19 protein-coding genes are annotated in these 25,840 nt (G+C 68.5%); 13 read left to right on the forward strand and 6 right to left on the reverse strand.

Features of this window, described 5'->3' with window-relative positions; translation table 11 throughout:
* Nucleotides 1-312: 312 nt before the first annotated feature.
* The 3 genes from NBG84_RS00520 to NBG84_RS00530 all read right to left on the reverse strand — a co-directional run bounded on the left by NBG84_RS00520 (nt 313) and on the right by NBG84_RS00530 (nt 5,400).
* Nucleotides 313-1,947: a BCCT family transporter gene (locus NBG84_RS00520; RefSeq protein ID WP_250917309.1), complete on the reverse strand. Its 1,635-nt coding sequence runs from the start codon at nt 1,945-1,947 to the stop codon at nt 313-315.
* 175 nt (nt 1,948-2,122) lie between these two features.
* The gene (locus tag NBG84_RS00525; protein ID WP_250917174.1) at nt 2,123-3,403 is read right to left on the reverse strand and encodes a M14 family metallopeptidase; all 1,281 of its coding nucleotides are present in this window, start codon (nt 3,401-3,403) and stop codon (nt 2,123-2,125) included.
* A complete protein-coding gene (locus tag NBG84_RS00530) occupies nt 3,400-5,400 on the reverse strand; it encodes a Xaa-Pro dipeptidyl-peptidase (RefSeq protein ID WP_250917175.1) in 2,001 nt (666 codons plus the stop codon). The genes NBG84_RS00525 and NBG84_RS00530 overlap by 4 nt, the downstream gene beginning before the upstream one ends.
* Nucleotides 5,401-5,672: 272 nt before the next feature.
* On the opposite strand from NBG84_RS00530, the gene NBG84_RS00535 reads away from it, so the two are divergent.
* Entirely contained in the window at nt 5,673-6,704 is a 1,032-nt protein-coding gene (locus tag NBG84_RS00535; RefSeq protein WP_285366215.1) for a LacI family DNA-binding transcriptional regulator, read from the forward strand.
* Between the two features lie 55 nt (nt 6,705-6,759).
* Here the strand turns inward: NBG84_RS00535 and NBG84_RS00540 are convergent, their stop codons facing one another.
* Nucleotides 6,760-7,563, reverse strand: a complete 804-nt coding sequence (locus NBG84_RS00540; protein WP_250917177.1) for a helix-turn-helix domain-containing protein — start codon at nt 7,561-7,563, stop codon at nt 6,760-6,762.
* A 371-nt stretch (nt 7,564-7,934) separates the two neighbouring features.
* Between NBG84_RS00540 and NBG84_RS00545 the strand changes: the two genes are divergently transcribed.
* From NBG84_RS00545 to NBG84_RS00590, 10 genes are all read left to right on the forward strand, one after another.
* Nucleotides 7,935-9,446 carry an ABC transporter substrate-binding protein gene (locus NBG84_RS00545; RefSeq protein ID WP_250917178.1) on the forward strand — a complete coding sequence of 504 codons (1,512 nt, stop codon included), beginning with the start codon at nt 7,935-7,937 and terminating at the stop codon, nt 9,444-9,446.
* 68 nt (nt 9,447-9,514) lie between these two features.
* Nucleotides 9,515-11,209, forward strand: a complete 1,695-nt coding sequence (locus NBG84_RS00550) for an amidohydrolase (protein WP_250917179.1) — start codon at nt 9,515-9,517, stop codon at nt 11,207-11,209.
* Nucleotides 11,202-12,566 (forward strand): amidohydrolase family protein, encoded by a 1,365-nt coding sequence (locus NBG84_RS00555; RefSeq protein WP_250917180.1) that lies wholly within the window; start codon nt 11,202-11,204, stop codon nt 12,564-12,566. The genes NBG84_RS00550 and NBG84_RS00555 overlap by 8 nt, the downstream gene beginning before the upstream one ends.
* Nucleotides 12,563-13,507 (forward strand): ABC transporter permease, encoded by a 945-nt coding sequence (locus NBG84_RS00560; RefSeq protein WP_250917181.1) that lies wholly within the window; start codon nt 12,563-12,565, stop codon nt 13,505-13,507. The genes NBG84_RS00555 and NBG84_RS00560 overlap by 4 nt, the downstream gene beginning before the upstream one ends.
* Nucleotides 13,504-15,480: a dipeptide/oligopeptide/nickel ABC transporter permease/ATP-binding protein gene (locus NBG84_RS00565; protein WP_250917182.1), complete on the forward strand. Its 1,977-nt coding sequence runs from the start codon at nt 13,504-13,506 to the stop codon at nt 15,478-15,480. The genes NBG84_RS00560 and NBG84_RS00565 overlap by 4 nt, the downstream gene beginning before the upstream one ends.
* Nucleotides 15,477-16,376, forward strand: a complete 900-nt coding sequence (locus NBG84_RS40365) for an ATP-binding cassette domain-containing protein (protein WP_285366190.1) — start codon at nt 15,477-15,479, stop codon at nt 16,374-16,376. The genes NBG84_RS00565 and NBG84_RS40365 overlap by 4 nt, the downstream gene beginning before the upstream one ends.
* 60 nt (nt 16,377-16,436) lie before the next feature.
* A complete protein-coding gene (locus tag NBG84_RS00575; protein WP_250917183.1) occupies nt 16,437-17,699 on the forward strand; it encodes a M24 family metallopeptidase in 1,263 nt (420 codons plus the stop codon).
* Between the two features lie 28 nt (nt 17,700-17,727).
* Entirely contained in the window at nt 17,728-18,750 is a 1,023-nt protein-coding gene (locus NBG84_RS00580; RefSeq protein ID WP_250917184.1) for a thiamine pyrophosphate-dependent dehydrogenase E1 component subunit alpha, read from the forward strand.
* Between the two features lie 51 nt (nt 18,751-18,801).
* Nucleotides 18,802-19,797 (forward strand): alpha-ketoacid dehydrogenase subunit beta, encoded by a 996-nt coding sequence (locus NBG84_RS00585; protein ID WP_250917185.1) that lies wholly within the window; start codon nt 18,802-18,804, stop codon nt 19,795-19,797.
* A gap of 81 nt (nt 19,798-19,878) precedes the next feature.
* Nucleotides 19,879-20,784: an NAD(P)-dependent oxidoreductase gene (locus tag NBG84_RS00590; RefSeq protein WP_250917186.1), complete on the forward strand. Its 906-nt coding sequence runs from the start codon at nt 19,879-19,881 to the stop codon at nt 20,782-20,784.
* A 297-nt stretch (nt 20,785-21,081) separates the two neighbouring features.
* Here the strand turns inward: NBG84_RS00590 and NBG84_RS00595 are convergent, their stop codons facing one another.
* Nucleotides 21,082-22,536 (reverse strand): NAD-dependent succinate-semialdehyde dehydrogenase, encoded by a 1,455-nt coding sequence (locus tag NBG84_RS00595; protein WP_250917187.1) that lies wholly within the window; start codon nt 22,534-22,536, stop codon nt 21,082-21,084.
* 166 nt (nt 22,537-22,702) lie between these two features.
* Here NBG84_RS00595 and NBG84_RS00600 point away from each other — a divergent pair, with 166 nt between their 5' ends.
* Nucleotides 22,703-23,728 carry a FadR/GntR family transcriptional regulator gene (locus tag NBG84_RS00600; RefSeq protein ID WP_250917188.1) on the forward strand — a complete coding sequence of 342 codons (1,026 nt, stop codon included), beginning with the start codon at nt 22,703-22,705 and terminating at the stop codon, nt 23,726-23,728.
* 50 nt (nt 23,729-23,778) lie between these two features.
* Here NBG84_RS00600 and NBG84_RS00605 read toward each other — a convergent pair whose 3' ends face one another.
* A complete protein-coding gene (locus NBG84_RS00605) occupies nt 23,779-24,288 on the reverse strand; it encodes a F0F1 ATP synthase subunit B family protein (RefSeq protein WP_250917189.1) in 510 nt (169 codons plus the stop codon).
* Between the two features lie 478 nt (nt 24,289-24,766).
* On the opposite strand from NBG84_RS00605, the gene NBG84_RS00610 reads away from it, so the two are divergent.
* The gene (locus tag NBG84_RS00610; protein ID WP_250917190.1) at nt 24,767-25,828 is read left to right on the forward strand and encodes a S1 family peptidase; all 1,062 of its coding nucleotides are present in this window, start codon (nt 24,767-24,769) and stop codon (nt 25,826-25,828) included.
* Nucleotides 25,829-25,840 lie beyond the last annotated feature (12 nt).

The raw sequence follows: 25,840 nt of genomic DNA on the forward strand, positions 1-25,840 counted from the left end.
CTCGGGGTCGCGGCCGCGCCACCCGTGACGACGAGACCCGCGACCATCTACCAGGCCGGACTCAACATCGTCAGCGGCTTCCGCTTCGACCCGCTCAACGATCCAAACGAATCGACCCGGAACCCGGGGTGCGGGCGGCCCCGCCACAACAAGGCCCCTGCCGAAGGGGCCGCCCCTGCCGGTCCGGCGCTTGCGGACGGGAACCCTCCGCCCCTGGGCGGGCGCCCGGAGCAGCTTGGGCTTCCGCCCTGGGCGCCCCAGGCCTCGCCTCCGGCGAGGACAGCGGAGGGCAGGGGCGCCCAGCCCGATCCCTTAGCCACCCGCGCCCTTCCCCGGAGGATTCTCGGTCCCGTCCCCCAGTCCGCCCCCCGGCCCGATCCGGATCTCGAAGTCCCCGTCGTACTGCTCGTGCCCCGCGATCACCGCGGACTCCACCATCTCGGCCCCCACTTCCCCGCGCACGATCAAGGGGTCATGCCGTAGGTCCCGCATCAGTGCCACGCACATCCCCAGCATGACGAGGACGAACGGCGCCGCCGCCAGGATGGTCAGGTTCTGCAGCCCGGCCAGTGCGTCCCCCTTCCCGTTGCCGATGAGCAGCATGATCGCGGCCACGGCCCCGGTCACCACGCCCCAGAAGACGACGACGAGCTTGGACGGCTCGAAGGTGCCCTTCTGCGAGAGGGTGCCCATCACCACCGACGCGGCGTCCGCGCCCGAGACGAAGAAGATGCCGACCAGCACCATCACCAGCAGGCTCATGGCCGTGGGGATCGGGTACTGCTGGAGCACGGCGAAGAGTTGTCCCTCCGGAGTGGTCGCATCGCCCAGCTGCTTGTCCTTCTGGAGTTGCATGGCCGTACCGCCGAAGACGGCGAACCAGACCAGGCTGACGGAACTCGGAACCAGGATGACGCCGCCGACGAACTGACGGATCGTGCGGCCCCGGCTGATCCTGGCGATGAACATGCCGACGAACGGCGTCCAGGAGATCCACCAGGCCCAGTAGAAGACCGTCCAGTTGCCCAGCCAGCCCGCTACTCCTTCGCCTCCACCGGCCTCGGTGCGCCCGGCGAGGCGGGGTAGTTCGCCGAAGTAGGAGGCGATCGAGGTGGGCAGGAGGTCGAGTACGAGGATGGTGGGTCCCACGACGAAGACAAAGAGGGCCAGCACCAGCGCCAACACCATATTGGTGTTGGAGAGCCACTGGATGCCCTTCTCGACCCCGGAGATCGCGGAGAGCACAAAGGCCACGGTGAGGGTGGCGATGATGGTGACGAGCAGTCCGGTGCCGACGGTGTCCAGCCAGCCGAGTTCGGTGAAGCCGCTGCCGATCTGCAGCGCCCCGAGCCCGAGCGAGGCGGCCGACCCGAAGAGCGTGGCGAAGATCGCCAGGATGTCGATCAGACGACCGGCACCGCCGTGAGCGTGTCGTTTGCCGATCAGCGGCTCGAAGACGGCGCTGATGGTCTGTCTACGGCGGCGGCGGAAGGTGCTGTAGGCGATGGCGAGTCCGACCACCGCGTAGATCGCCCATGGATGCAGTGTCCAGTGGAAGAGCGTGGTGGCCATGGCCACGCTCATCGCCTCCGCCGAGTCGGCGGGCCGGGTACCGGGCGGGGGCGTGATGAAGTGCGCCAACGGCTCACTGACCCCGTAGAACATCAGGCCGATGCCCATACCGGCGCTGAACATCATCGCGACCCAGGAGACCGTACGGAATTCGGGGCCCTCGTCTTCGTGGCCGAGCGGGATCTTCCCGTAGCGGCTGATGGCGAGCCAGAGCGCGAAGACCACGAATCCGGAGGCGGCGAGGACGAAGGCCCAGCCGCCGTTGTGGATCAGCCCGCTGAGCAGGGTGCTGGAGACGTCTTCCAGGACATCGGTGGCGAGGGAGCCCCAGACCACGAAGGCGAGGGTGAGAACGGCGGTGACGCCGAAGACCACGCGATCCGTCGAGGGGCGCCCGGTCTCCTGAGGATGATCGGAGAACTCGGTCGTGACCGACCGTGCCCCCCGATCATCCGGTTGCTGTTCGTGCGTCACGGGTGGCACCTCTCAGGGGTGAAGCGGAATTTTTTCTTCCGCTACCCACTACCACAAGTGACAGTCACCGGCACGATCAACAGGCTGCAATCGGCTGACCCGATGTCAGATGGTAGGTCGCACTCGGGTCTAGCAGCAAGGGAACCAACTTTCGCTGGGACTGCCGCAGGGGCACAAACGCACCCTCGCGATCACTCTTCGTGACTACACCATGGAGCGCCAACTCATCCTTGACCGCGGCGAACTGTGTCGCGTCGAGTCGGTAACCGCACGGCGGATCCGCCAGGGTCTCCGCGGGGGTGGCGGGGTCGTTGTCCGCGCCGCCGAGATAGACCGGCCCCCGGTCCAGGAAGCCGGTCAGTCGGGCCGTAGTGGTCGCCACCTCGATGGCGGCCCGTCGCTCAACGGCGAAGGACAGCAGCCCATCCAGCGCCGACAGTTGGCTCCCCACCCGCCGCCGGTTGTTCAGCGCCGGGTCCCCCTGCTCCTGCGGAGTCAGCGGATCGACCCGGCTCTCGATGAGTAGCCCGAGGGCGTTCTTGGCTCCTGAAGCATTGCGCAGAATGCGTTCCTGCCCATCGCCGGCGACCTGACGGATGGGTGCTCCGGTGACCGGGTCGGTCCAGATGCCATAGGTGCCGGCGGTATGGCCGTCCGCCCGCGCGGCCGGACGCACATAGCGCTCGGAGAGGATCTTTGACTCCCGGTGGACCCGGCTGTCGGTGTTGAGGTTGCGGGGCCAGAGGTCAAAGAGGTCCCGGTCGTAGTAGGGCGGTGAGGCACCGTACTCATGCAGGTCATAGATGACGTCGGGGCGTTGGTCTCGCATCACGGCGGCCATCGCCCGGGCTTCGGCGGTGTTCAGGGCGATGTGGTCGCGGTTGATGTCCACCCGGTCGGAGTTGCCCCGGGTGTCGGCGACCCGTCCATCGGGGTTGGCGTTGGGGACCACCAGGATCTGTGTGCGCGAGAGCAGGGTGCGGGTGTCCCGGTCCGTGGCGAAGGCGAGGTCGCGGACGGTGGTGAGGCACGCCTCACGACCGGACGGCTCATCTCCGTGCTGGGAGCAGATCAGCAGCACCTTGGTGGGGGCTCGCCGCTCACCGATGCTCACCAACTGGAGCGGCCTGCCCTGTTTGGTCGTGCCGATGCGTTGGATGGAAGCCCGGTCGCTACCGCGGTCGACGTCGGTGAGGAAGGACTGCTCTTCGCTCTCCCCCGTCCAACGAGCGCCATCGCTGAGCTCGAAGCCCGTGCGCGGGGTGGAGTCCGCCGCCTGGGCGGGGGCGGCGATCAGCCCTGCCGCGAGGGTGGTTGCCGCGGCGGTCAGGACGAGCGTGCGTCTGCGGGACATCATCGGCTGTCAGCTCCCGGGATCGGTCGGATGGCACGCGGCTCGGCCACCCCGCCGAGGCGGGTGTCGCGCGGTGCCGGTGTGAAGACGGGACCACTGGTGGCGCGGTCGAAGGCGGCCGGACCGCCGACGAGCGGCAGTCGCGCCGAGGTTCGCGCCAGATCGAGGTTGAGGGTGGGGGTGCTGGCAGGTGGTTCGATGAGGTTGCGGTCAGTGCCCGCGATGATCAGGGCGAGTCGGTGCCCGGCCGGCACCACATGGTCGGTGGCGTGCAGATCGAGGGTGATGGTGTACGGCCGGCCGGGGACCAGTGGACGCTCACGGGCAGCTGACGCGTGGTTGCCGAGGTCGGCCCACCCGCGGCTGAACACGGTCTGCCCAACGGCCTTGGTCTGCGCTGTGGCTTCCTTGTAGCAAGCGCTGTCACCGGTGGTGCTCGCGCCCCAACAGGTGCGCTTGGGCTGGGTGGCGATGCCTTCGCCAGCAGCCGCGTAGTCACGGATGACATCGGGGCCCAGGTCGACCAGGACGGCGGAGAGATGGGCGTTGGGGGTGGTCGAGGCCGCGGTGATCGTGACCTTCCCGGAGCCGGAGAGCCGCAGGGGCCGGCTGAGCGGTCGGGTGATGAAACCCGCCTTGGCCGGAGTCGGACGGTCGATGGCGGCCGCCCAGTCGATCTCGTTGAGTCCGCGGTCATCGGTGAAGGTCTCACGAGCACCGGGGCGGGCCGGGCGGGTGGCCAGGGTCCCCACACCGGCCTGGGCACCCTGGCCCGGGCGGAGCACGGTGGTCCGGGTGGAGCGCGGCGGCCAGTGCCGGTCGGTGTTCCACTGATCGGGGGCCACTTCGATGTCCGCCATGGGTTCGTCGTCGATGCCGTTGTCGTATCCGAGGAGGTAGTGGTCGAACCAGCGGTGCAGGGTCTTCACCCACTCGGCGCGCCGGAAGTCGAAGGGGTCGACGTGCCCGACCTGTGACAGCCACACCTTGCGTTCCACACCCTCGTCAGCGAGGGCGTCCCACCACTGTCCGAAGTGTTTTCCCCGCACATTGAGGTCCTGCATCCCGTGCACGGCGAAGACACTGGCCGTCACCTTGTCGGCGTCGCGCACATAGTCGCGCTCCTGCCAGAGCCGGGTCAGATCGCCATTGCGCGGGGCCTGGTCGACCAGACGCCGCTGGACGGCCTGGCAGCGCTCGCGGGCCTGCGGGTTCTCGATGTAGTTGGCGAGCCAGTCCGGGCCGGAGTCGAAGAGCGGGGCGCCCTGGGCGAAGTAGTAGTCGTACCAGGAGGAGATGGCGCCGATGGGGACGACGGTCTTGAGTCCTCGCACACCGGTGGCCGCGACGCCGTTGGCTATGGTGCCGTCATAGCTCTTGCCGATCATTCCGGTGTTTCCGGTGGACCAGTCGGCCCGGGATCGTTCGTCGCCGGTGCGGGTCGTATAGCCGCGGGCGCGGCCGTTCAGCCAGTCGACGACGGCCTTGGCGGACTGGATGTCCCGGGCTCCTCCGACGTCCACGCAGCCGTTCGAGCGATTGGTCCCGGAGAGGTCGACGGCCGCGAACGCATAGCCGCGCGGCACGAAGTAGTTGTCGTAGTAGAGCGGGAACTGAACCGGCCGGCCGGCCGCGTCATAGGTCTTGCGCTGACTCTCGTTGCCGCGTCCGCAGCAGGCGTAGTAGGGACTGGCGTCCATGATCACGGGGATCTTGCGCCCTTGGCGTGCGGGTTCCGACGGACGGACGATGTCGACGGCGACCCGGTCGGCCTTACCGTCGCTGTCGCCGTCGAGTCGGATGTCCACCCACACCGATTCACGGATCGCGTTCTCGTAGGAGTGGATCGGTCTGCTCTCCCGCGGGCCTTGCGACCCGCGGTCCGTCCCCGGCGCCGTCCGCGCGTGGGCGGGGGCCAGGGTCAAGGCCATCAGGGCGGTCGTCGCCGCCAGCACGAGCGATCTGTACGTCAAGCGGGTTCCCCGCGTACGTATCGACATGGGCGGGAAGTTACCCCTGTCAACTCCGCGGCGACAGAGGGCCTTCGGCTTGCCGCTGAGACAGGTGTGACAGCGTGCCGCCCTCCTCGTGGATCTTTTCCACCGATCTGTCAAGGTGTGTCACAGCAGGTCGGAAGGGGTCTCATGGGCCAGGAAGCGCCGGTATCCTGGCTCACCGCGGCAGTACCTCTGCGCTGCCGTCGCAAGCGGCCGGGTCCCCGCACACGGCTGACCGCATCAGCCAAGGAGCGCCCACCGTGACCGAGCGGACCATGGGGCCCCGCCCCACGCTGGAGTCCGTCGCCGCCCGTGCTGGAGTGTCCAGGGCCACCGCGTCCCGGGTCGTCAACGGCGGGGCGGGGGTGCGCGGCGCGCTGGTGGACAAGGTGCGCCGCGCGGTCGAGGAGTTGGGCTATATCCCCAATCACGCTGCTCGGACGCTGGTCACCCGGCGCACCGGGGCGATTGCGGTGATCATCGGCGAGCCTGAGTTCAGAGTGTTCTCCGATCCGTTCTTCGAGCAGCAGGTGCGGGGCATCAGCCGGGAGTTGACGGCGCAGGACGCCCAGCTGGTGCTGTTGTGGGCGGAAGGACCCGACGATCACACTCGGATCGCCCGCTACCTGGGCGGTGGCCATGTGGACGGGGCGTTGGCGTTCTCGCTGCACAACGACGGGGCGCTCACTGCGGCGATCGGGCGGTCGGGGGTCCCCGCCGTGTTCGGTGGCCGCCCCGATGGGCCGGAGGCAGCGGGGGCGGATGTGCCCTATGTGGACTGCGACAACCGGGGTGGCGCCAGGGAGGCGGTCCATCATCTGGTGTCGATCGGGCGGCGCCGGATTGCGCATATCGCGGGTCCGCGGGACCAGACTTCGGCGCTCGACCGGCTCGCCGGCTTCCATGACGTGCTGCCGCACGCCGATCCGGAGGTGGTTTCCCAGGGCGATTTCACCACCGAGAGCGGGGCCCGGGCCATGGTCGAGTTGTTGGCGCGCAGACCCGATCTGGATGCGGTCTTCGCCGCCAACGATCTCATGGCCGTGGGCGCGCTGCGGACGCTACGGGAGCGGGGCCTCGCGGTGCCCGGCGATGTGGCGGTGGTGGGCTTCGACGATATGCCCTCGGTCGCCGAGCTCGCCGACCCACCGTTGACCACGGTGCGCCAGGACATCGAGGGCATGGGCAGGCTGATGGTCAGACTGCTGATGGGGATACTCAACCATGACAAAGAAGCTGGTCAGGAGGGTGGAGCCCCGGTTTCGGTGATCACCCCCACCGCACTGGTGCGACGGGCGTCGGCCTAGGTAGTCCCGTCCGGCCGAGAGGCCCTCGCTGCCGGGCCCCTCGCACCTGGAGCGCTCAGTCGGAGTGGTGGACGACCACCGAGATCGCCCGAACCTCTTCACCGCTCATGTTCCGGTACTGGTGGGGTGTGGCTGGATCGAAGGCCAGTGAGTCTCCGGCCTCCAGCACATAGGTCTCAAAGCCGACGTCGGCGTGGAGCGTGCCCTGGAGGACGAGCTGATACTCCCGGCCGTCGTGCCGGATCGGGCAGCGGCTGTCGGTGGATCTGCCGTAGGGCGCGTACACCACCTCCAGGAAGTCCACCCGCCCGTCCTGCTGGGGGGTGAGGCGCTCCCAGCGGACCCCGCTGGCGAGGTCGATGGTGCGCCGGCTTCCCCTGCGCTGGACGATGGTCTCCGCCGCCGGCACCAGTGCGGGTCCGGATGCCGGTGCCGTGCCGTCGGGCTCCAGGGGCAGGCCGTCGACCGTCTCCCGCCCTTCGGGCGCTCCGATCCGTACGGAGCGCCGGGGCCCGCCTCCGTTGACGGGGGCAGCGCCCGCCGTGGCGAATCGGGGGACCCCGTTCTCACCGTTCTGCGGCGGTGGCGCGATCTGCGGCGCCCGGGCGCCACGGGCGGAGGGTGCGGGAATCTCCTCGGTGTCGGCGACTCCGAAGAGGTAGTCGAGAGAGATCTCCAGTGCATTGGCTATGCCGTAGATGACTCCGGCCGATGGGGCGGTCTGGCCGCGTTCGACCTGTGAGATCAGGCTCGCGGAACAGCCGGCCAGCTTCCCCAGCTCACGCAGCGACAGACCACGTTCGGCGCGGACTCTTCTGAGTCTGCCGCCCAGGCCGGCGCTTTCCCCCTCAGGCTTCATCGAGCCTCCCGATCGATCTCATCCGCCGTGTTCACGCACTAGACAACTGTATAGGACTGCACAGCGGTGCACAGGCATGCACGGCATATTGAACACTGCACGGCGTGTCTTGGATAGGGCCTGTTCACAGATGTCCAGCGACTTTGTGCCTGATGTCTGTCTTGCCCGTCCAGAGTGCGGCTTTGCTGAGGCTTTTCGAAGAGTCTGTGCAGAACCCTTGACAGGATGACTGCACACACGTGCACCATAACGCACATCGCACCGCGTATCGGCGCTCAGAAGAAGCTGCTGTGGAGGTTCTCGCTGTGACCCAAAACGGATTGCCCACCCCTGCGGGGCGGGTTCGCCGCTCCCGTGCAAGATCGGGCCGCGTGGCAGGCGGGCTACTGCTCACCACCGCCCTCACCGTCACCCTGGCCGCGTGCAGCGGTACGGGAACCACCTCGTCCGAGCCGACCAAGAAGGCCGGCACCGGACCGAGCGGGACCCTCAAGGTCGGCACCAACCAGCAGTTCGAAGACTGGGAGACCGTAACCAAGCAGAACAGCACCTTCACTTCGCTGGTCTACGAGTCACTGCTCAGCGTCGCCCCGGACGGCTTCACCCTGAAGCCGCAGCTGGCCACGGAGTGGAAGGAGACCCAACTACAGGTCGACTTCACCCTCCGCTCCGACGTCTTCTTCCACGACGGCACCCCGTTCAACGCGGATGCCGTGGTCAAGAACCTTGAGCGGATCAAGAACACCCCCAGCCAGTACCGCAGCCAGCTGGCGGCGGTGAAGTCGATCACCGCTGTCGACGCCACCCATGTGCGGCTCGCCCTCTCGGAGCCCGCTCCGTCCCTGGTCACCAATCTGGCCCGGCTCGGTATGTACATGGTCTCCCCCAAGTCGCTGGCGGCAGGGGACTGGAAGACCGCTGGCGTGGGCACCGGCCCCTGGAAGTACGACGCCAAGGCGTCCACCAAGGGACTGCGTACCGTCGCCACCGCCTTCGACAAGTACTACGACAAGAAGTCGATCGGCCCGGCGCGGGTCGAGATCACCCAGATCAACGACCCCGACAGCCTCTACAACGCTCTGCGTGCCGGACAGCTCGACGTCGTGTGGACCACGCCGCCACTGGCTCAGCGCGCCGACAAGGAGGGGCTGAAGTCCGCCTGGTTCCCCTCGGTGCTGTGGCACTTGCAGATGTACGACACCAAGGGCGTGTTCGCGGACAAGAAGTTCCGCCAGGCCGTCTGTTACGCGATGAACCCGCAGGACTACACGGACGCCGCCCTCGGCGGCAAGGGCAAGACCCCGCTCCAGCGCTTCCCCGAAGGGCAGCCGGGCCACAACCCCACCATCAAGGGCTACCCCTTTGATCTGGGCAAGGCCAAGCAGCTGATCAAGGAAGCCGGCGGTCCCCGCGAGTTCACCCTGATCAGCTATGACACCCAGCGGACCATCGCCGAACTGTTCCGCAGCCAGATGTCGAAGATCGGTGTGAACGTCAAGCTCGAACTGCCGAACTTCCCGCAGTTCCTGAGCACGTACCAGAACGGCAAGTACCCGGCCGCGATCCTCTCCGACGGTTCCCGCTCGGGCGCGTACGACTACTACAACCGCAAGTTCGCCATCGACGCGCCGGGCAACCCGCTCAAGGTGCCCTACCCGCAGATCGACGCCGCCGCCGCGGAGGGCCTGAAGGCCACCACGCCCGAGGCACGCGACGCCGCCTGGCAGAAGCTGTCGAAGATCGTCAACGACGAGGCACTGGACTGCGGCTACTTCGACTACACCGGCTTCTGGGCCTACAACCCGAAGAAGGTCCAGAACATCGTCTCCACGACCAATGACGTCGCGGTGTTCCGCTACCGGGAAGCCCAGCCCAACGGCTGATCCCGCCCCGTCCCCGCCGGCCACCCCGGCCCTTTCGTACCGTACGTCCCGGATGGAGAAACCCACCCATGAGCACTGCCCAGCCCCCGAACGCACTCCCCGATCTGGTCCTTCTCAACGGCCGTGTGACCACCATGTCAACGGACGAGCAGTACGCCGAGGTTGAGGCCATCGCCATCACCGGCGAGCGGGTCTCGGCCATCGGCACCAGCCGGGAGATCGAGGATCTGGCAGGACCCGGCACCACCGTGGTGGACCTGGCGGGGCGCCGGGTCGTACCCGGCTTGATCGACTCCCATGTGCACATCGTCCGCGCCGGGCGCACCTGGCGCGACGAGGTGCGCTGGGAGGACGAGCTGTCCCTGGAGAGCGGCCTCGCGGCCATCACCCGGCGCGCTGCCGAACGGCCCGCTGGCAGCTGGATCAGGGTCATCGGCGGCTGGCACCCGGCGCAGTTCCCCGAGAACCGGGGACCGAGCCGCGAAGAGCTCGACCAGGCAGCTCCCAACAACCCCGTCTATGTGCAGTTCCTCTACGACTGGGCCGTCCTCAACACCGCGGCCATGCGGGAGCTGGGCGTGGACAGCGCACTCGTGACGCAGTTGGGCGAGGAGGGCTTCAAGACCGCCTCGTTCGAGACCGACAGCGACGGCGAGCTGACCGGCAAGGTCAACGGCACCCCGCTGATGGAGTGGTTCTACCGGCGGATGCCCAGCCCCACCCTGGAGGAGCAGATCGCCTCCACCGCCGAGATGTCCCGAGAGCTCAACCGGCTCGGCATCACCGGCGCCATCGACGGCGGCGGCTTCAACAGCGGCCCCGCCGCCTACCCGGCGATCCGGGAGACCTGGCGCCGCGGCGAGCTCACCGTCCGCACCCGGCTGGCCGTGCACGCCGAGCGCGCCGGCACCGAGCAGGAGGACCTGGCCGGGTACCTGCGCTTCACCCCCCTGGACGTCGGCGACGGCATGCTGCGGGTCATCGGCTCCGGCGAGGTCGCCCTCTACCGGACGGTCGACAAGATCGCCCACCCGGTCGTCATCGACGACGAGGTGCGGGAGCAGCTGTTGGGCATGTTCACCGACCTCGCCGCCAACCGCTGGACCGTGCACACCCACGCACACCACCACGAGACCATCGACGCCGTCCTCACCGCCTGGGAGCAGGTGCACGCCGAGCACGACATCAGCGCCCTGCGCTGGTCCCTGGTGCACGCCGAGCCCCTCAAGCAGGTGGATGTCGACCGCATCGAGGCGCTGGGCGCCGGAGTGCTCGCCCAGGGGCTGTTCCGCTTCCAGGGCGACGAGGCCATCACCGCCTGGGGCGCCGAGACCGTCGCCGAGGCGCCGCCGATGCGCACGCTGATCGAGCGCGGCATTCCGCTGGGCCTCGGTTCCGACGCCATGCGGGTCGCCTCCTACAACCCGTTCGCCACCCTCGCCTGGTTCCTCAACGGTCGCACCGTCACGGGGAACGACACCCTCGCTCCGCAGCATCTGCTCACCCGCGAAGAGGCCATGCGCGGCTACACCGCGTCCGGTGCCTGGTTCAGCTTCGAGGAGAACGAGCGCGGGCGGCTCGAACCCGGGCTGCTCGCCGACCTCGCCGTCCTCAGCGATGACTTCTTCACCGTCGCCGAAGAGGTCATCCCGCGCATCGAGTCCGTCCTCACCTTCGTCGGCGGACGCGTCGTCCACACCGCGAAGCCCTTCGCCGACATCGCCATCGCCGCCCCCGCACCTCAGGGAGTCAGCCGTGCCTGAGACCACCAGCCGTACCGAGCCCCGACTGCTCATCAAGAACGCCACCGTCCTCACCATGGACCCGGCGCTCGGAGATCTCACCCCCGGTGACATCCTCATCGTCGGCGACCGCATCTCCGCCATCGGCACGGACCTGTCCGACCCCCGGGCCACGGAGATCGACGCCCGCGGGATGATCGCCATCCCCGGTCTGATCGACACCCATATGCACGCCTGGCAGACCCCGCTCAAGGGGCTGCACGCCAGCGGCTGGACCTTCGACGACTACCAGTCCCGGGTCTTCTATCTGCGCGAGCACTTCGGCGCCGAGGACATCTACGACGCCACCCTCGCCGGGTCGGTCCAGATGCTCGACGCCGGCGTCACCGGCGTACTGGACTTCTGTCACAACGTGATGTCCCCCGAGCACGCGGAAGCCGGTGTACGGGCCCATCGCACCACCGGGCAGCGCACGCTCTGGGCGTACGGAATGCTCGGCAGCTTCGACGCACCGCCCGAGGACCACGCCTGGCGGCTGGAGCACATCCGCTCCCTCCACGAGGAGACCGCGGACGATGAACTGCTGCGGGTCGGCATGGCGCTGTCCTCCATCGAGTTCGGCAGCATGGACCGGATCTCCAAGGAGGTCGGGCTCGCCCGTGAGCTGGGGATGCGGATGAGCGTCCACCAGAATCCGGCCGGTCAGATCCGCGCCCTGCACGACGCCGGCCTCCTCGACGAGGACATCGTGCCGGCGCACGCCAACGCGGCCGACGACGGGGAACTGGAACTGCTCGCGGCCTGCGGCGGCGGTATCTCCTTCACTCCCGAAGGAGAGTTCGGCGGCGGCCGTTCCATGACCGTACTCAACCGCGCCTACAGGGCCGGTGCATCCCCGAGCCTGGGCATCGACACCCACGCCCGGGTCGCCATCGACCTGTTCGCCACCATGCGCCTCACCTTCCTGCTGATGCGCAATGTGGACGCGTCCGCCGAGCGTGAGGCGGGCCGCTACCCGCTGGCCCGCCGCCCCGGAACCCCGATGGTCGACCCCCGGCAGATGCTGGAGTTCGCCACCGTCAACGCGGCCCGTGCCATCGGCCTCGGTGATGACCTCGGCACGCTCGCCCCCGGGCGGCTCGCCGACGTGGTGCTGGTCAACACCGAGCCGTACGGAATGGCACTCGGAGACCCCGCCGCCCATATCGTCCTCCAGACCAACCCCTCCGATGTGGACACCGTCATCGTCGGCGGAGTGGTCCGCAAGCGCGGCGGTCGCATGACCGATCTGGACCGCACCGAGGCGGGCGCGGCGGTCCGACGGGTCCGGGAGCGTGTCTTCGCAGACGCGCGAGCAGCGCAAGGCGCTGACGGATGACCAAATTCGTCCTGCAGCGGCTGCTCTCCGCACTGCCTACCCTGCTGTTGGTGTCGGCGTTCGTCTTCACCCTGGTGCATCTGACGCCCACCGACCCGGTGGCACAGATCCTGGGTGAGGGCGCACCCGCCGCCGACAAGGACGCGCTCAGGGAGCAGATGGGCCTGAGCAGGCCGATCTTCGAGCAGTACATCGACTGGCTCGGTGGAGCCGTCACCGGAGACCTCGGGAACTCCCTCTACACGAGCATCCCGGTCTCCGAGTCCATCTCCACCGGCATCGGGATCACGCTCTCCCTGGCCATCGCCGGAATGGCGATCGCTCTGCTCGCCGGAGTGCCGCTCGGTGTCCTGGGCGCGCTGCGCCCGGGCACCACCGCCGACCGGCTGCTCACCACCGTCGTCGCCCTCGGGCTCGCCGTCCCCAGCTTCTGGCTGGGTCTGCTGCTGGTGCTGGTGTTCGCGGTCAACCTCGGTTGGCTTCCGGTGGTCGGCTACACCCCGATCGGCGAGGACCCGGGGGCCTGGGCGACCGGGATGATCCTCCCGGCGATCGCGCTCGGCTCGCACACGGCGGCGGTCATCGCCCGGCAGACCCGTAGCGCGATGATCGACGCGCTGGAGTCGCCCTACGTCACCACCCTGCTGGCGAGGGGCATCCGCAAGCGGAAGATCGTTCTGCGGTACGCGATCAAGAACGCCATGGTTCCGGTACTGGCGGTGATCGCCATCCAAATGTCCGTCCTGGTCGCCGCGAGCTTCGTCATCGAACGGATCTTCGCGGTGCCGGGCCTGGGAACCATGCTCATCGACAGCGTCGTACGCGCCGACTATCCGGTGCTTCAGGGCGCCATCGTCTTGGTGGCCGTCATCGTGCTGCTGGTCAATCTGGGCGCGGACCTCCTCTATGGCGTGATCAACCCGAAGGTGAGGCCCCAATGACCGATCAACCTCGCGAGGGGACCCTCCAGTCCACCGCCGTCCTCACCGAGCAGACCGACCCGGCCGGCATCGAGCCGGGGGACGGCGCGGCGGCCGAGGCGGCCGCGGGGCCGCGCGCCAAGGCACGCACCCTGCGTCGAATGCTGCGGCAGCCCGTCACCCTGTTCTGTCTCGCGATGCTCCTGCTCCAGGTCGTTCTGGCGCTGGGGGCCCCGCTGATCGCTCCTTACGATCCGGCCGCCCCGAACGTCGCGAACAAGCTCCAGGGCCCCAGCGGTGATCACTGGCTGGGCACGGACGACCTCGGTCGCGACACCCTGTCCAGGATCATCTACGGCACCCGGACCGCGCTGCTCGCCTCCACGGAGAGCGTGGCGATCGGTCTGGTGCTCGGCGTGGGCCTGGGACTGTTCGTGGGCTACCGAGGTGGCTGGTGGGACCGCATCGGTATGCGCATCGCCGATGTGATGCAGTCGATTCCGGCACTGCTGCTCGCGCTGGCCCTGGTCGCCGTCCTGGGCAGTGGCCTGGGCAACGCGATGCTCGCCGTCGGATTGATCTTCGCCGTGAGCTTTATGCGGATCACCCGGGCCGTGGTCCTGGCGGAACGCGAGAAGCTGTATGTGGACGCGGCCCGGGTGCTGGGGCTGCGCTCGTCGGGGATCATGCTCCGGCAGGTGCTGCCCAATGTCTCGCCGCCGCTCATCGTCCAGGCGTCCATCGCCCTGGGTACGGCACTGCTGATCGAGGCGACCCTGAGCTTCCTCGGGGTGGGCATCGACGCCACCCAGGTCAGCTGGGGCGCCATGCTCGACGCATCGCGACAGCACGTTTCGGAGCATCCGCTCCTGGCGATCCTGCCCGGTGCGGCGATCACCCTGAGCGTGCTGGCCTTCAACCTCCTCGGCGATGGGCTCAGGGACGCCGGGTCACCCCGGTCCGCGCCCCGGGCCGGCTCGGGGAAGAAGGCGAAGCTGCCGATCGTCTCCACCCCGGTTCCCTCGCCGGATGACGCCCTGCTGCGGGTGGACGGTCTCACCGTCACCGATCGCAACGGCGCCCAGTTGATCTCGGACGTCTCCTTCCACATCAAGCGGGGAGAGACGTTCGGAGTGGTGGGCGAGTCCGGCTGCGGCAAGTCGATCACCGCGGCCGCGATCCTGGGACTGCTGCCCAAGGGAGTCACCATCGCCGGTGGTTCCATCCGGTTGGAGGACTCGGAGCTCGCCGGACTGTCGGGCGAGGCACTGCGTCAGGTGCGCGGTAAGCGCATCGGCATGGTGTTCCAGGACCCGGGCTCGGCGCTCTCCCCCGTCCACACGGTGGGGCGCCAGCTCACCGACGCCATCCGGGCGCACTCCGGTCTCAGCAAGGCCGAGGCACACGACCGGGCGGCCGAGCTGCTCACCCTGGTGGGAGTGCCCAATCCGCAGGAGCGGCTGAAGGACTATCCGCACCAGTTCTCCGGCGGTATGGCCCAGCGGGTGGTGATCGCGGGCGCCCTCGCCTGTGACCCCGAGTTGCTGATCGCCGATGAGCCGACCACCGCGCTCGATGTCACCATCCAGGCGCAGGTGCTGGATCTGCTGGCCTCCCTGCGGGAGCGGTTGCAGATGTCGCTGCTGATCATCACGCACGACCTGGGGGTCGTCGCGGACAGCTGTGACCGGGTCGCGGTGATGTACGCGGGCCAGATCGTCGAACAGCGTTCCGTGGAGGACGCGTTCGCCGAGCCCAAGCATCCGTACACGGAGGCCCTGCTGGCCGCCGTGCCGCACAGTGAAACCGATGGTGAGCCGCTGGCGACCATCCCCGGCCGGGTACCGCCCGCCTGGGCCTGGCCGCAGGGCTGCCGCTTCAATCCGCGCTGTCCGTACGCCACGGACGACTGCCGGACCGGCACGGTGCCGGCCGATGCGGACGGGGTGCGCTGTCTGCGGGTCACCGAACTCCAACTGGCAGGTGCACGATGAGTACCGACATCACCCCGGACACCGAGCAGTCCTCGGAGCCGTCAGAGCCGTCGAAGGACGGACCGCTGCTGTCGGTGGAGAACCTCTCCGTGCAGTACCAGTTGGGGCGCGGCATGACCGGGCGTGCCAAGACGCTGACCGCCGTACGGGATGTCAGCTTCTCCATCGAAACCGGTCGCACCCTCGGTCTGGTGGGTGAGTCCGGCTCGGGCAAGAGCAGCATCGGCCGCGCGATCCTGCGGCTGGCGCCGGTCTCCGGAGGGCGGATCGTCTTCGACGGCCAGGACACGGCCACCTTCGGCAAGCGGACGCCGCTGTCCTTCAACCGGGATGTCCAGGTTGTCTTCCAGGACCCCATGTCATCGCTCAATCCACGGCAGACGATCGCGACCACCATCGGTCAGGCGATCACCCGGCACCGTCCGCTCTCCGGGCTTGAGCGGGACCGTGAGATCGAGCAGGCACTGGATCGGGTGGGCCTCTCCGGGTACCACGCGGACCGCTATCCGCATGAGCTCTCGGGCGGTCAGCGGCAGCGCGTCGCCATCGCCCGGGCGCTCGCGCCCCGGCCCCGGTTGATCGTCTGCGATGAGCCGGTCAGTGCGCTGGACGTGAGTACCCAGAGCCAGGTGATCAATCTGCTGATGGAACTCCAGCGGGAGCTGTCGGTCAGCTACCTGTTCATCGCGCACGACCTTGAGGTGGTGCGGCACATCAGCGATGACATCGGGGTGCTCTATCTGGGCCAGATGGTCGAGGCGGGCCCCGCCGACCAGGTCTATCGCACCCCGGCCCACTCCTATACCCAACGGCTACTGGCCTCGACCCTGGTGGCCAACCCGGCCCGGCAGGCGGCTCGTACCGCCGAGCGCAGAGCGCTGGGCGCGGATGCCTAGGCATCCGTCCGGGCCGCGGCCCGGAGCCTGTTTCCCCCCTCTGAGCATTGGAGATATCTGATGACCGGCTCTTTGCCCATCCCCGCACTGCCCACCGCCCCAGCTCCCGGCCATGGCATGGTCGACTTCGAGGAGCGGGTCAACTTCGACCGGCTGCGGGCCTATCGCACCTCGCGCATCCAGCAGGCGCTGGAGGAGAGCGACCTGGGTGCGGTGCTGGTCTTCGACAACAACAACATTCGCTATCTGACCGGTATCTCCATCGGTGAGTGGACCCGCGAGAAGCTGTCGCGCTACGCCATCTACACCCGTACCGGTGAGGTCATCCTCTGGGACTTCGGCTCGGCCGCGGTGCACAACCGGATGTACGCGCCGTGGATGAAGCCGGAGAACTGCCTTTCGTCCTGGACCACGATGCGTGGTGCGGTTCCCCCGGACGCCGGGCTGATGACCAAGGCCATCACGGAGATCAAGGCCAGGCTCGCCGACGCCGGTGTGGGCGGTATGCCCATCGGTGTGGACATCCTTGACATCCCGCTGCACTCGGAACTCGTCCGCCAGGGCATCGATGTCCGGGACGGCCAGCAGGTGATGCTGGACGCCCGCCAGATCAAGAACCGGGACGAGATCACCCTGCTGTCGATGGCCGCGGCCATGGTGGACGGCGCGTACCACGACATCACCGAGGCGCTGAAGCCCGGTGTGCGTGAGAACGAGATCGTGGCGCTCGCCAACAAGCGTCTCTACGAGATGGGTTCGGACGACGTCGAGTCCATCAACGCGGTGTCGGGCGAGCGTTGCAACCCGCATCCGCACAACTTCTCGGACCGCATCATCCGCCCGGGTGACCAGGCGTTCTTCGACATCATGCACTCCTACAACGGCTACCGGACCTGCTACTACCGCACGTTCAACGTCGGTCGGGCCACCCAGGTGCAGCACGACGCCTACTCCCGGGCCCGTGAGTGGATGGACATCGCCATCCAGGCGATCAAGCCCGGTGTGTCCACCGCGGATGTGGCGCGCCTGTGGCCGACCGCTGAGGAGATCGGTGTCCAGGACGAGAAGACCGCGTTCGGTCTGCTCTTCGGCCATGGCCTCGGCCTCGCCCTCCACGAGCGGCCCATCATCAGCCGGCTGACCTCGCTGGAGAACCCGATGCTGATCGAGGAGGGCATGGTCTTCGCCCTGGAGACGTACTGCCCGGCGGCTGACGGGGTGTCCGCGGCGCGCATCGAGGAAGAGGTCGTGGTGACCGCGTCCGGTGTGGAGATCCTGACCCGCTTCCCGGCGGACGAGCTCTTCATCGCCAACAAGTACTAGGCACGGCGGGGACTCGAAGGGAGGACTCATGTCCATCGACTCGCTCCACACTCCCGAGGCAACGCCGAAGGAGGTCTCGAAAGAGACCGCGATCGCGCTCTACCGGACCATGAGTACCGCCCGGAAGTTCGAGCAGCGGGTCCATGACCTCTTCCTGAAGGACCTGGTCAAGGGCCCCACCCATCTCGGCATCGGACAGGAGGCCATCGCCGCTGGTGTGGCGGCGGCGATGCGCGAGGACGACTACTCGTTCATCACCCACCGAGGCCATAGCCATCTGGTGGCTCGCGGCACCCCGCTGGCCCCGCTGATGGCCGAGCTACTGGGCCGCGACAGCGGTCTGATGCGCGGCAAGGGCGGGTCGACGCACCTCATCGACGCCGAACGAGGCGTCCTCGGCTCGTATGCGATCGTCGGCGCCCAGCTGGTGATCGCCAATGGTGCGGCCTGGTCGGCGCAGTACCGCGACAGCGGTCAGGTCACGGTCTGCGTCTTCGGTGACGGGGCGACCAACACCGGCGCCTTCCACGAGGCGTTGAACCTCGCCGTGATCTGGAATCTCCCGGTGGTGTTCCTCTGCGAGAACAATCTCTACTCGCGGTACACCCGGGTCGACAGTGTGACCGCCGTCGACAATCCGGCCGCCGACCGGGCCTGCGCCTACGGTCTGGCGTCCACGGTGATCGACGGCAATGACCCCGATGAAGTGCATCTGACCGTGGCGACGGCGATCGAGCTGGCCCGTACGGGGGGCGGGCCAGCGCTGATCGAGGCGATCACCTTCTCCCACGGGGGCCATTCGGGGGCCGATCCGGCGGGGTATCGCGACCCGGGCGAGGTCCGGGCGTGGAAGGACCTGGACCCGCTGGTGACCTATCGGGCCCGGCTGAAGAGCCGGGGCATCACGGACGAGGTGCTGAACGGGATCGACGCGGAGATCGTGGCGCAGATCGACGCGGCGACCGAGGAGGCGATGGCGGGCGACTGGCCGGCGGTATCGCGGCTCTACACCAACGTCTGGAGTGACGGCGGCCATGCCTGGCGCAACTGACACCCGCGTCCGCGTCGCCCACGTCATCGATCCGAAAGCGGAGAACCCCCCATGGCATTGCTGACCTATCGCAAGGCGGTCGCCCACGGCATCGCCCAGGAGATGCGTCGCGACCCGCGGGTGGTGTTCTTCGGCGAGGACGTCGCCGCGGCCGGTGGCGTGTTCAGGACGACGACCGGGCTGCTGGACGAGTTCGGTCCGCGGCGCGTACGCGACACCCCCATCAGCGAGCAGGCCATCCTCGGCGCGGCCATGGGAGCCGCGATGACCGGGCTGCGGCCGATCGCCGAAATCACCTACGGCGACTTCTTCGCGCTCTGCTGGGACCTGATCGCCAACGAGATCTCCAAGAGCCGCTATATGTCCGACGGACAGGTGTCGATCCCGCTGGTCATCCAGTGCGGCAACGGCGCCGGACTGCGCTTGGGGGCCCAGCACTCACAGTCCGTCGAGAACTGGGCCATGGCCGTCCCCGGCCTGAAGGTGGTCGCTCCGGCGACGGCCCGCGATGTGATCGGGCTGATGGCCGCGGCGGTCCGCGACCCGGACCCGGTGGTCTTCTTCAACCACAAGGCGCTCTACGGCGCCACGGAGGAGATCCCGGACCTGGATCGGGAGATCGTCGAGGAACTGGGCAAGGCCGTGGTGCGGCGCACCGGCGACGACGCCACCATCGTGGCGCTGGCGGCGATGGTGCCCAAGGCGCTGGCCGCCGCCGAACGGCTGAGCCAGGAGAGCGGCATCGAGTGCACCGTCGTCGATGTGCGCAGCCTGGTCCCGCTGGACACCGCGACCATCCTGGAGCACACCGCCCGTACCGGACGGCTGTTCACCGTGGAGGAGAACCCCCGGCTCTGCGGCTGGGGTGCGGAGATCGTGTCCATCGCCACCGAGGAGTGCTGGGGTGCGCTGACCGGCGCTCCGGTGCGGATCACCACTCCGCACATCCCCTTGCCGTCCGCTGACGCACTGGAGGAGCTGGCGATTCCTTCGGTGGAGCGGATTGCCCAGACGGTCGCCTCCGCCATGGGCGACTCACGAGCATGATGAATTTCGCCCGCATTTAACCCATATAACGCCCACATTGGGCATAGTTTCTGACCGTCAAAGATCGAGAGGGTACGAACAATGAGTGGAACCCGCAGTGAGCGACTCGGCTGGCTCGGCACCGGACGCATGGGCACGGTGATGGCCGGCGCGCTGCTGGACGGCGGCTCGGACGTCTCCGTGTGGAACCGCACCTCGTCCAAGACCGCGCCCCTGGTCGAGAAGGGCGCCAAGGCGGTCGACTCCATCACGGAGCTGGCCGGTGTGGACATCGTCTTCGTGATGGTCTCCGCGAGTGCGGACCTGATCAAGGTCACCACCGGTGAGGGCGGGCTGCTGAGCGCCGAGCGACTGCCCCAGATCATCGTGGACTGCTCGACGGTCTCGGCCGAGGCGTCCGCCGAGGTCAGGGCAGCGGCCGAGGCCGCGGGGGTGGCCTTCCTGGCCTCCCCGATCAGCGGCAACCCGGCCATGGTCGAGGACGGCCGGGGAGCCATCGTGGCCTCCGGGCCGCGGGAGACCTATGACCGGGTGGTGCCCTATCTGTCGATGATCGCCCCGACCGTGGTGCACGCGGGACCGGCGGAGCAGAGCCGCCTGGTGAAGATCTGCCACAACCTGTTCCTCGGCATGATCACGCAGGCGCTGGTGGAGGTCACCACGCTCGCCGAGAAGGGCGGGGTGCCGAAGGCCGCCTTCGTTGACTTCATCAACGGCTCGGTGCTCGGGTCCACCTTCATCAAGCACAAGGGCCGGGCCCTGGTCGAGCGCGACTACACCCCCACGTTCAACAACAAGATGCTCCGCAAGGACTTCGACCTCGGGCTCGCCGCCGCGCGCGAGATGGAGGTCCCGCTGCCCGTGAGCAGCATGGTCCACCAGCTGATCCAGACGGCGATCGGTCATGGTTTCGCCGAGCAGGACTACGCCGCGCTGTACGAGGTAGAAGCTCGGGCGGCGGGGATGCTCGATGGAGACGCCAGTTAAGGGCGTCTCCCCCTGAACGACCGCCGTGTGTGTGCCACTGCTCCCTGTCCTGCGTTGGCGCGCACACGGCGGTCTTGTTGTGCGGTGCGGGGCGGCGGGCACTCCGGAGGATGGACTCCGGTGGGCGCGTCGGCCCTCAGAACGGCGGTTCTGGGTGTGCCCGCCCGGCTTCGCCTTCGGCAGCGCACACACGGACGCCCCGCTCGATCGGAGCGGGGCGTCTGTGCCGATGGTGGCCGTGCCCCCGGCCGGGCGGACGGCCCGGCCGGGGTTCCCGCGCCGTGGCGGGCCTATGGCTCACCAGTCGGTCGCGATGTACTTCGTCTCCGTGTACTCAAGGATGCCCTCGTGCCCACCCTCACGACCCAGTCCACTCTGCTTGACCCCGCCGAACGGGGCGGCCGGGTCAGAGACGATCCCGCGGTTCAGGCCGACCATCCCGGTCTCCAACGCCCCCGAGATCGCCAGGCCCCGGCGCAGATCGCGGGTGTAGACGTACGAGACCAGTCCGTACTCGGTCGCGTTGGCGAGCCGGACCGCTTCGTTCTCGTCGCGGAACCGGACCAGCGGGGCCACCGGTCCGAAGATCTCCTCGTCGAGGATGGCGGACCCGGCCGCGACCTGGTCGAGGACGGTCGGCTCGTAGTAGTAGCCGATACGGTCGGGAATGCGTCCACCGGTCTTGACCCGGGCTCCCCGCGAAACCGCGTCATCGACCAGCTCGGCCACCTTGGCCTGGGCGTCGGCGTTCACCAGCGGGCCGACCTCGGTGTCCTGCTCAAGACCGGGACCGACGCGCAGCGAGGCCATCGCGGCTGCGAGTCGTGTACCGAACTCCTCGGCGACCGACTCATGGACATAGAAGCGGTTGGCGGCGGTGCAGGCTTCGCCGCCGTTGCGCATCTTGGCGAGCATGGCCCCTTGGACCGCGGCATCCAGATCCGCGTCTTCCAGGACCAGGAAGGGCGCATTGCCCCCGAGCTCCATGGAGGTGCTCAGCACACGGTCTGCGGCTCCGTGCAGAAGCCTTCTGCCGACCTCGGTGGAACCGGTGAAGGAGAGCTTCCGTACGGCGGAGTGGTCCAGCATGGCCGTGACCACGGCGCCCGACCGGTCGGCGGGAACGACATTGACGACCCCGTCCGGCGCACCGGCCTCGGCCATCAGGGCGCCGATGGCCAGGGCGGTCAGGGGGGTGTCGCTGGCGGGCTTCAGAACGACCGCGCAGCCGGCGGCCAGGGCGGGACCGATCTTTCGGGTCGCCATGGCAGCGGGGTAGTTCCAGGGGGTGACCAGCACGGCGACCCCGATGGGCGCCCGGTCGACGAGTATCCGGTAGCCGCCGGCGGGGGCGTGCTGGACGGTTCCGGCGAGGCGTACGGCCTCCTCGGAGTACCAGCGGAAGAACTCGGCGGCGTAGGCGACCTCGGCCCGGGCGTCGGGGAGTGCCTTGCCGTTCTCGGCGCTGATGAGGGTGGCGAAGAACTCCGAGCGCTCGGTCATCAGCTCGTAGGCGCGCCGCAGCACGGCGGAACGCTGTCGGGCCGGTGTAGCCGCCCACCCCGGCATGGCCTCGGCGGCGGCGTCCACGGCGGCTACGGCGTCGGCGACGGTGGCGGAGGCGACATCGGCGATCGGCATGGCGGCGGCAGGGTCATGGACCTCGATCCGACGGCCGTCGGACGACGGGCGCCAGGATCCACCGATGAGGAGTTCGGTGGGGCACTGGTCCAAGGCGTCGCGCAGTTTCATGGGGCTCCTTAGAGACGGCAGGCAATTGGCTTAGCCAATTAGCCAATATAGGCCTAAGGTGGGTATGGGGTCCATGTCCCACCCGAGTGAGAGAAGAAGTTTGAGAATGTGGCAAGGTGGCCTGGCCACCGGGCCGCTAGAGCCCGAGCCACAAGGAGGCAGAGCCGTGCCAGGGACCGATGCCACCGGGCCGGACCGCTCGACGCGGACCGCGGAAGCGACCGACGCAGGGACGGGCCATCACCCAGAGGGCCCCGGGAAAGCCGTCGCCTCGGACGACTCCCCGCCGCACAGGAAGAACCCATCGCGGCGGGACGCACAGCACACCCACGTGGAAGACCCCGGTATCGAAGCGCCTTCCACGACAGCGGACGCACGGGGAACCACCCGCAGGGGAACCGGCGCCCGAGCCAAGGCCGCCCGGACCGCACCCGCCGTCGATCTGCGCCCCCTGCGCCCCCTGGCCGTACGGCCGCTGTCCGATCGGGTCGCCGATCAGATCCGCGAGTTCATCGTCAACGAGGACCTGGCGGAGGACACCCGGCTACCCGCCGAGCGCGATCTCGCCGTCCGGTTCGGCACCAGCCGTCCCACCGTCAGCCAGGCGCTGCGCACGCTCTCCCTGATGGGGCTGGTGGAGATCCGTCCCGGTTCGGGCGCCTATGTGGTGCACCGACCGGATCGGGTGATGACGGCGACGGTGGGGTTGATGCTCGATCTGGACCGGCAGTCGATCCCCCACCTCGCCCAACTGCGACTCTGGTTGGAGACAGTCGGCGTCCAGGAGGCCATCAGCGCCCTGCACTCCCCCTCGTCCGCGGTCGAACCCGGCCCCGATGCCGGGCTGGCCGACATACGGACGGCGTTCGAACGGCTGCGGGAGAGCGCTGGGAACGTCTCCGCCTGGATCGCCGCTGACACCGTCTTCCACGCCACCATCGTGCGGCGCTCGGGCAATCCGTTCCTCGCCTCCATCTACGAGTCGGTCCACACGGCCGTGATCCGGTACGAGTACGAGCCCTGGATCAGGTCCCAGACCATGCCGCCCTGGCTCGCCCCGGGAGAGGCGGAGCGGCTGATCGCCGTACATGAACCGATCATGGAAGCGATCGAAGCCACGGATTCATCGGCCGCCCTGGTGGCGGTTCGCCACCATCACGACACGATGATGGCGAACATCCGAACACGCTGAAGGGCGGCCCGAGGTCCCCCTCAGGTCCGCCCGATCGCCATCAAGGCAGGTCAGTTCGCGGCGGTGCGCGGCGGTCCCTCACCGTCCGCGGAACCGATCGCCAGCGGCTCCCCCACCACCCGTTCGGCCATGGCGAGCCCCCAGAGATCGACGTCCGCGCGCAACTCCGCCTCGGCGACGGTCCGCGCGGCCTCGATCTCCACCGCCCCTTCAGCAAGGACGCGGGCTCGCTCGCGCTGCCCCTCCGCCCGGGCTGCGGCGATCAGTTCCAGGCCTTCCTCATGCGCCCGTTGACGGGTGCGGGCCGCCTCATGGCGGGCCTCGGCGAGGATCGCCTCACGCTCGGCACGAACGGTCTCAGCCTCGGCGCGCACCTGCTCCGCATCGGCGGCCACCCCGTAGATCGCCTCTTCGCGCCGTTTCACGATGTCGGCGGCCCGGGGCAACACCCGCCAGGCAAGGAGGACATAGACAATCCCGAAGGAGACAAAGCACACCAGAATCTGATAACCACTCGGATTGAGCGGCCCGATATCGAACGGCAGCAGATTCTCATTCATGTCCCTCGCCTACCCGTTCGACTCACTCCGGAACCGCGCGCCCAAGCGGCAGTTGACCGGTTCAGCATGTGCCCTCCATCAGACCATCCCGCCCGAGCCTCGCCGAGACCAACACACGCGAAGGTCGCGGTTTACCGATCCCTCCCTGGGTACGGCGGGCAGCGACAGGCCGTTCAACGGGCGGGCCGCCGGGGGCTCCCGGCAAGAAGAGCCAGCCGGGACAATCGCGGCGATGACCGTCAGCCGGGCATTCGGCTCGGAGGTGCCCCCCGGGCGACCGCCACCCTCGACGAGCTCGCCCAGCGCGCCACCCGGACGGCGCTGACCAACCGTGAGCAACGCTCACCCTCTTGGGTGCTGATCTCCCTCCATCCGGGAGGGACATGGCCGCCATTACATTCCAAAGCACAACACTCGGGACAGACTGCTGAGCACCTAGTCCCGCTCTTACGGGACATCAGCACAAGGAGACCTCTCCATGAGACGCACGCTCACCGCGCGCATCTTCCTGTCCCTCCTGCTCACGGTCCCCGTCATGGGCTTGGGGGCGTCCGCCGCCTCGGCCAAGCCCGAGCCATCGCCGGGTGTCACCGCCTCCGCCACCCAGTACGCCCTGGATGCCCGGCTGGAAAGCGCGCTGGGCGAGCACTCGGCCGGCTCCTATCTCGACACCCAGACCGGTGAGCTCGTCGTCGCCGTCACCGACGAGACCTCCGCCGAACAGGTACGCAAGGCCGGCGCCCGTGCGCAGGTGGTCAAGCGCAGCACGGCACAACTGGAAGCGGCCATGGCCGTACTGGAGGAGCGGGCGAAGATCCCCGGCACCTCATGGGGCATCGACCCTTCGACCAACCAGGTCGCGGTCGAGGCAGATGAATCGGTCTCCACGCAATCCATCACCGTCCTCAACACCGTGGCCAGCGGACTCGGCGATGCGGTGCGGATCAAGCGCGTGCCCGGCGTCTTCGCCAAGGAGTTGGCGGGAGGGGACGCCATCTGGTCCGGGGGCTACCGCTGCTCGGCGGCGTTCAACGTGGTGCGGAACGGCGTCCGTTCGTTCCTCACGGCCGGACACTGCACCAACATCGGCCCCAGTTGGTCGACCAGCAACGGCGGCATCGAGGTCGGTACCCGCGATGGCTCCAGTTACCCGACCAACGACTACGGGATCATCCGCTACACGGACAACTCGCAGCCCGAGGGAACCGTCAACCTCTACGACGGCAACTTCCAGGACATCACATCCGCCGCGGACGCCATCGTCGGCCAGGCGATCCAGAAGAGCGGCTCGACCACCCAGCTGACCAATGGATCGGTCACCGCGGTGAACGTCACCGTGAACTACAGCGACGGGCCCGTCTACGGTCTGGTGCGGACGACCGCTTGCTCCGCCGGTGGCGACAGCGGAGGCGCGCACTTCTCCGGCTCGACCGCGCTGGGCATCCACTCGGGCAGCTCCGGCTGTCGCGGTACCAACGGCTCCGCCCTCCACCAGCCGGTGACCGAGGCACTGAACGTGTACCAGGTGGCCGTCTACTAGACCAAGCTCGAC

The organism is Streptomyces albipurpureus (assembly GCF_023701525.1).
In the GTDB taxonomy this organism is placed as follows: domain Bacteria; phylum Actinomycetota; class Actinomycetes; order Streptomycetales; family Streptomycetaceae; genus Streptomyces; species Streptomyces albipurpureus.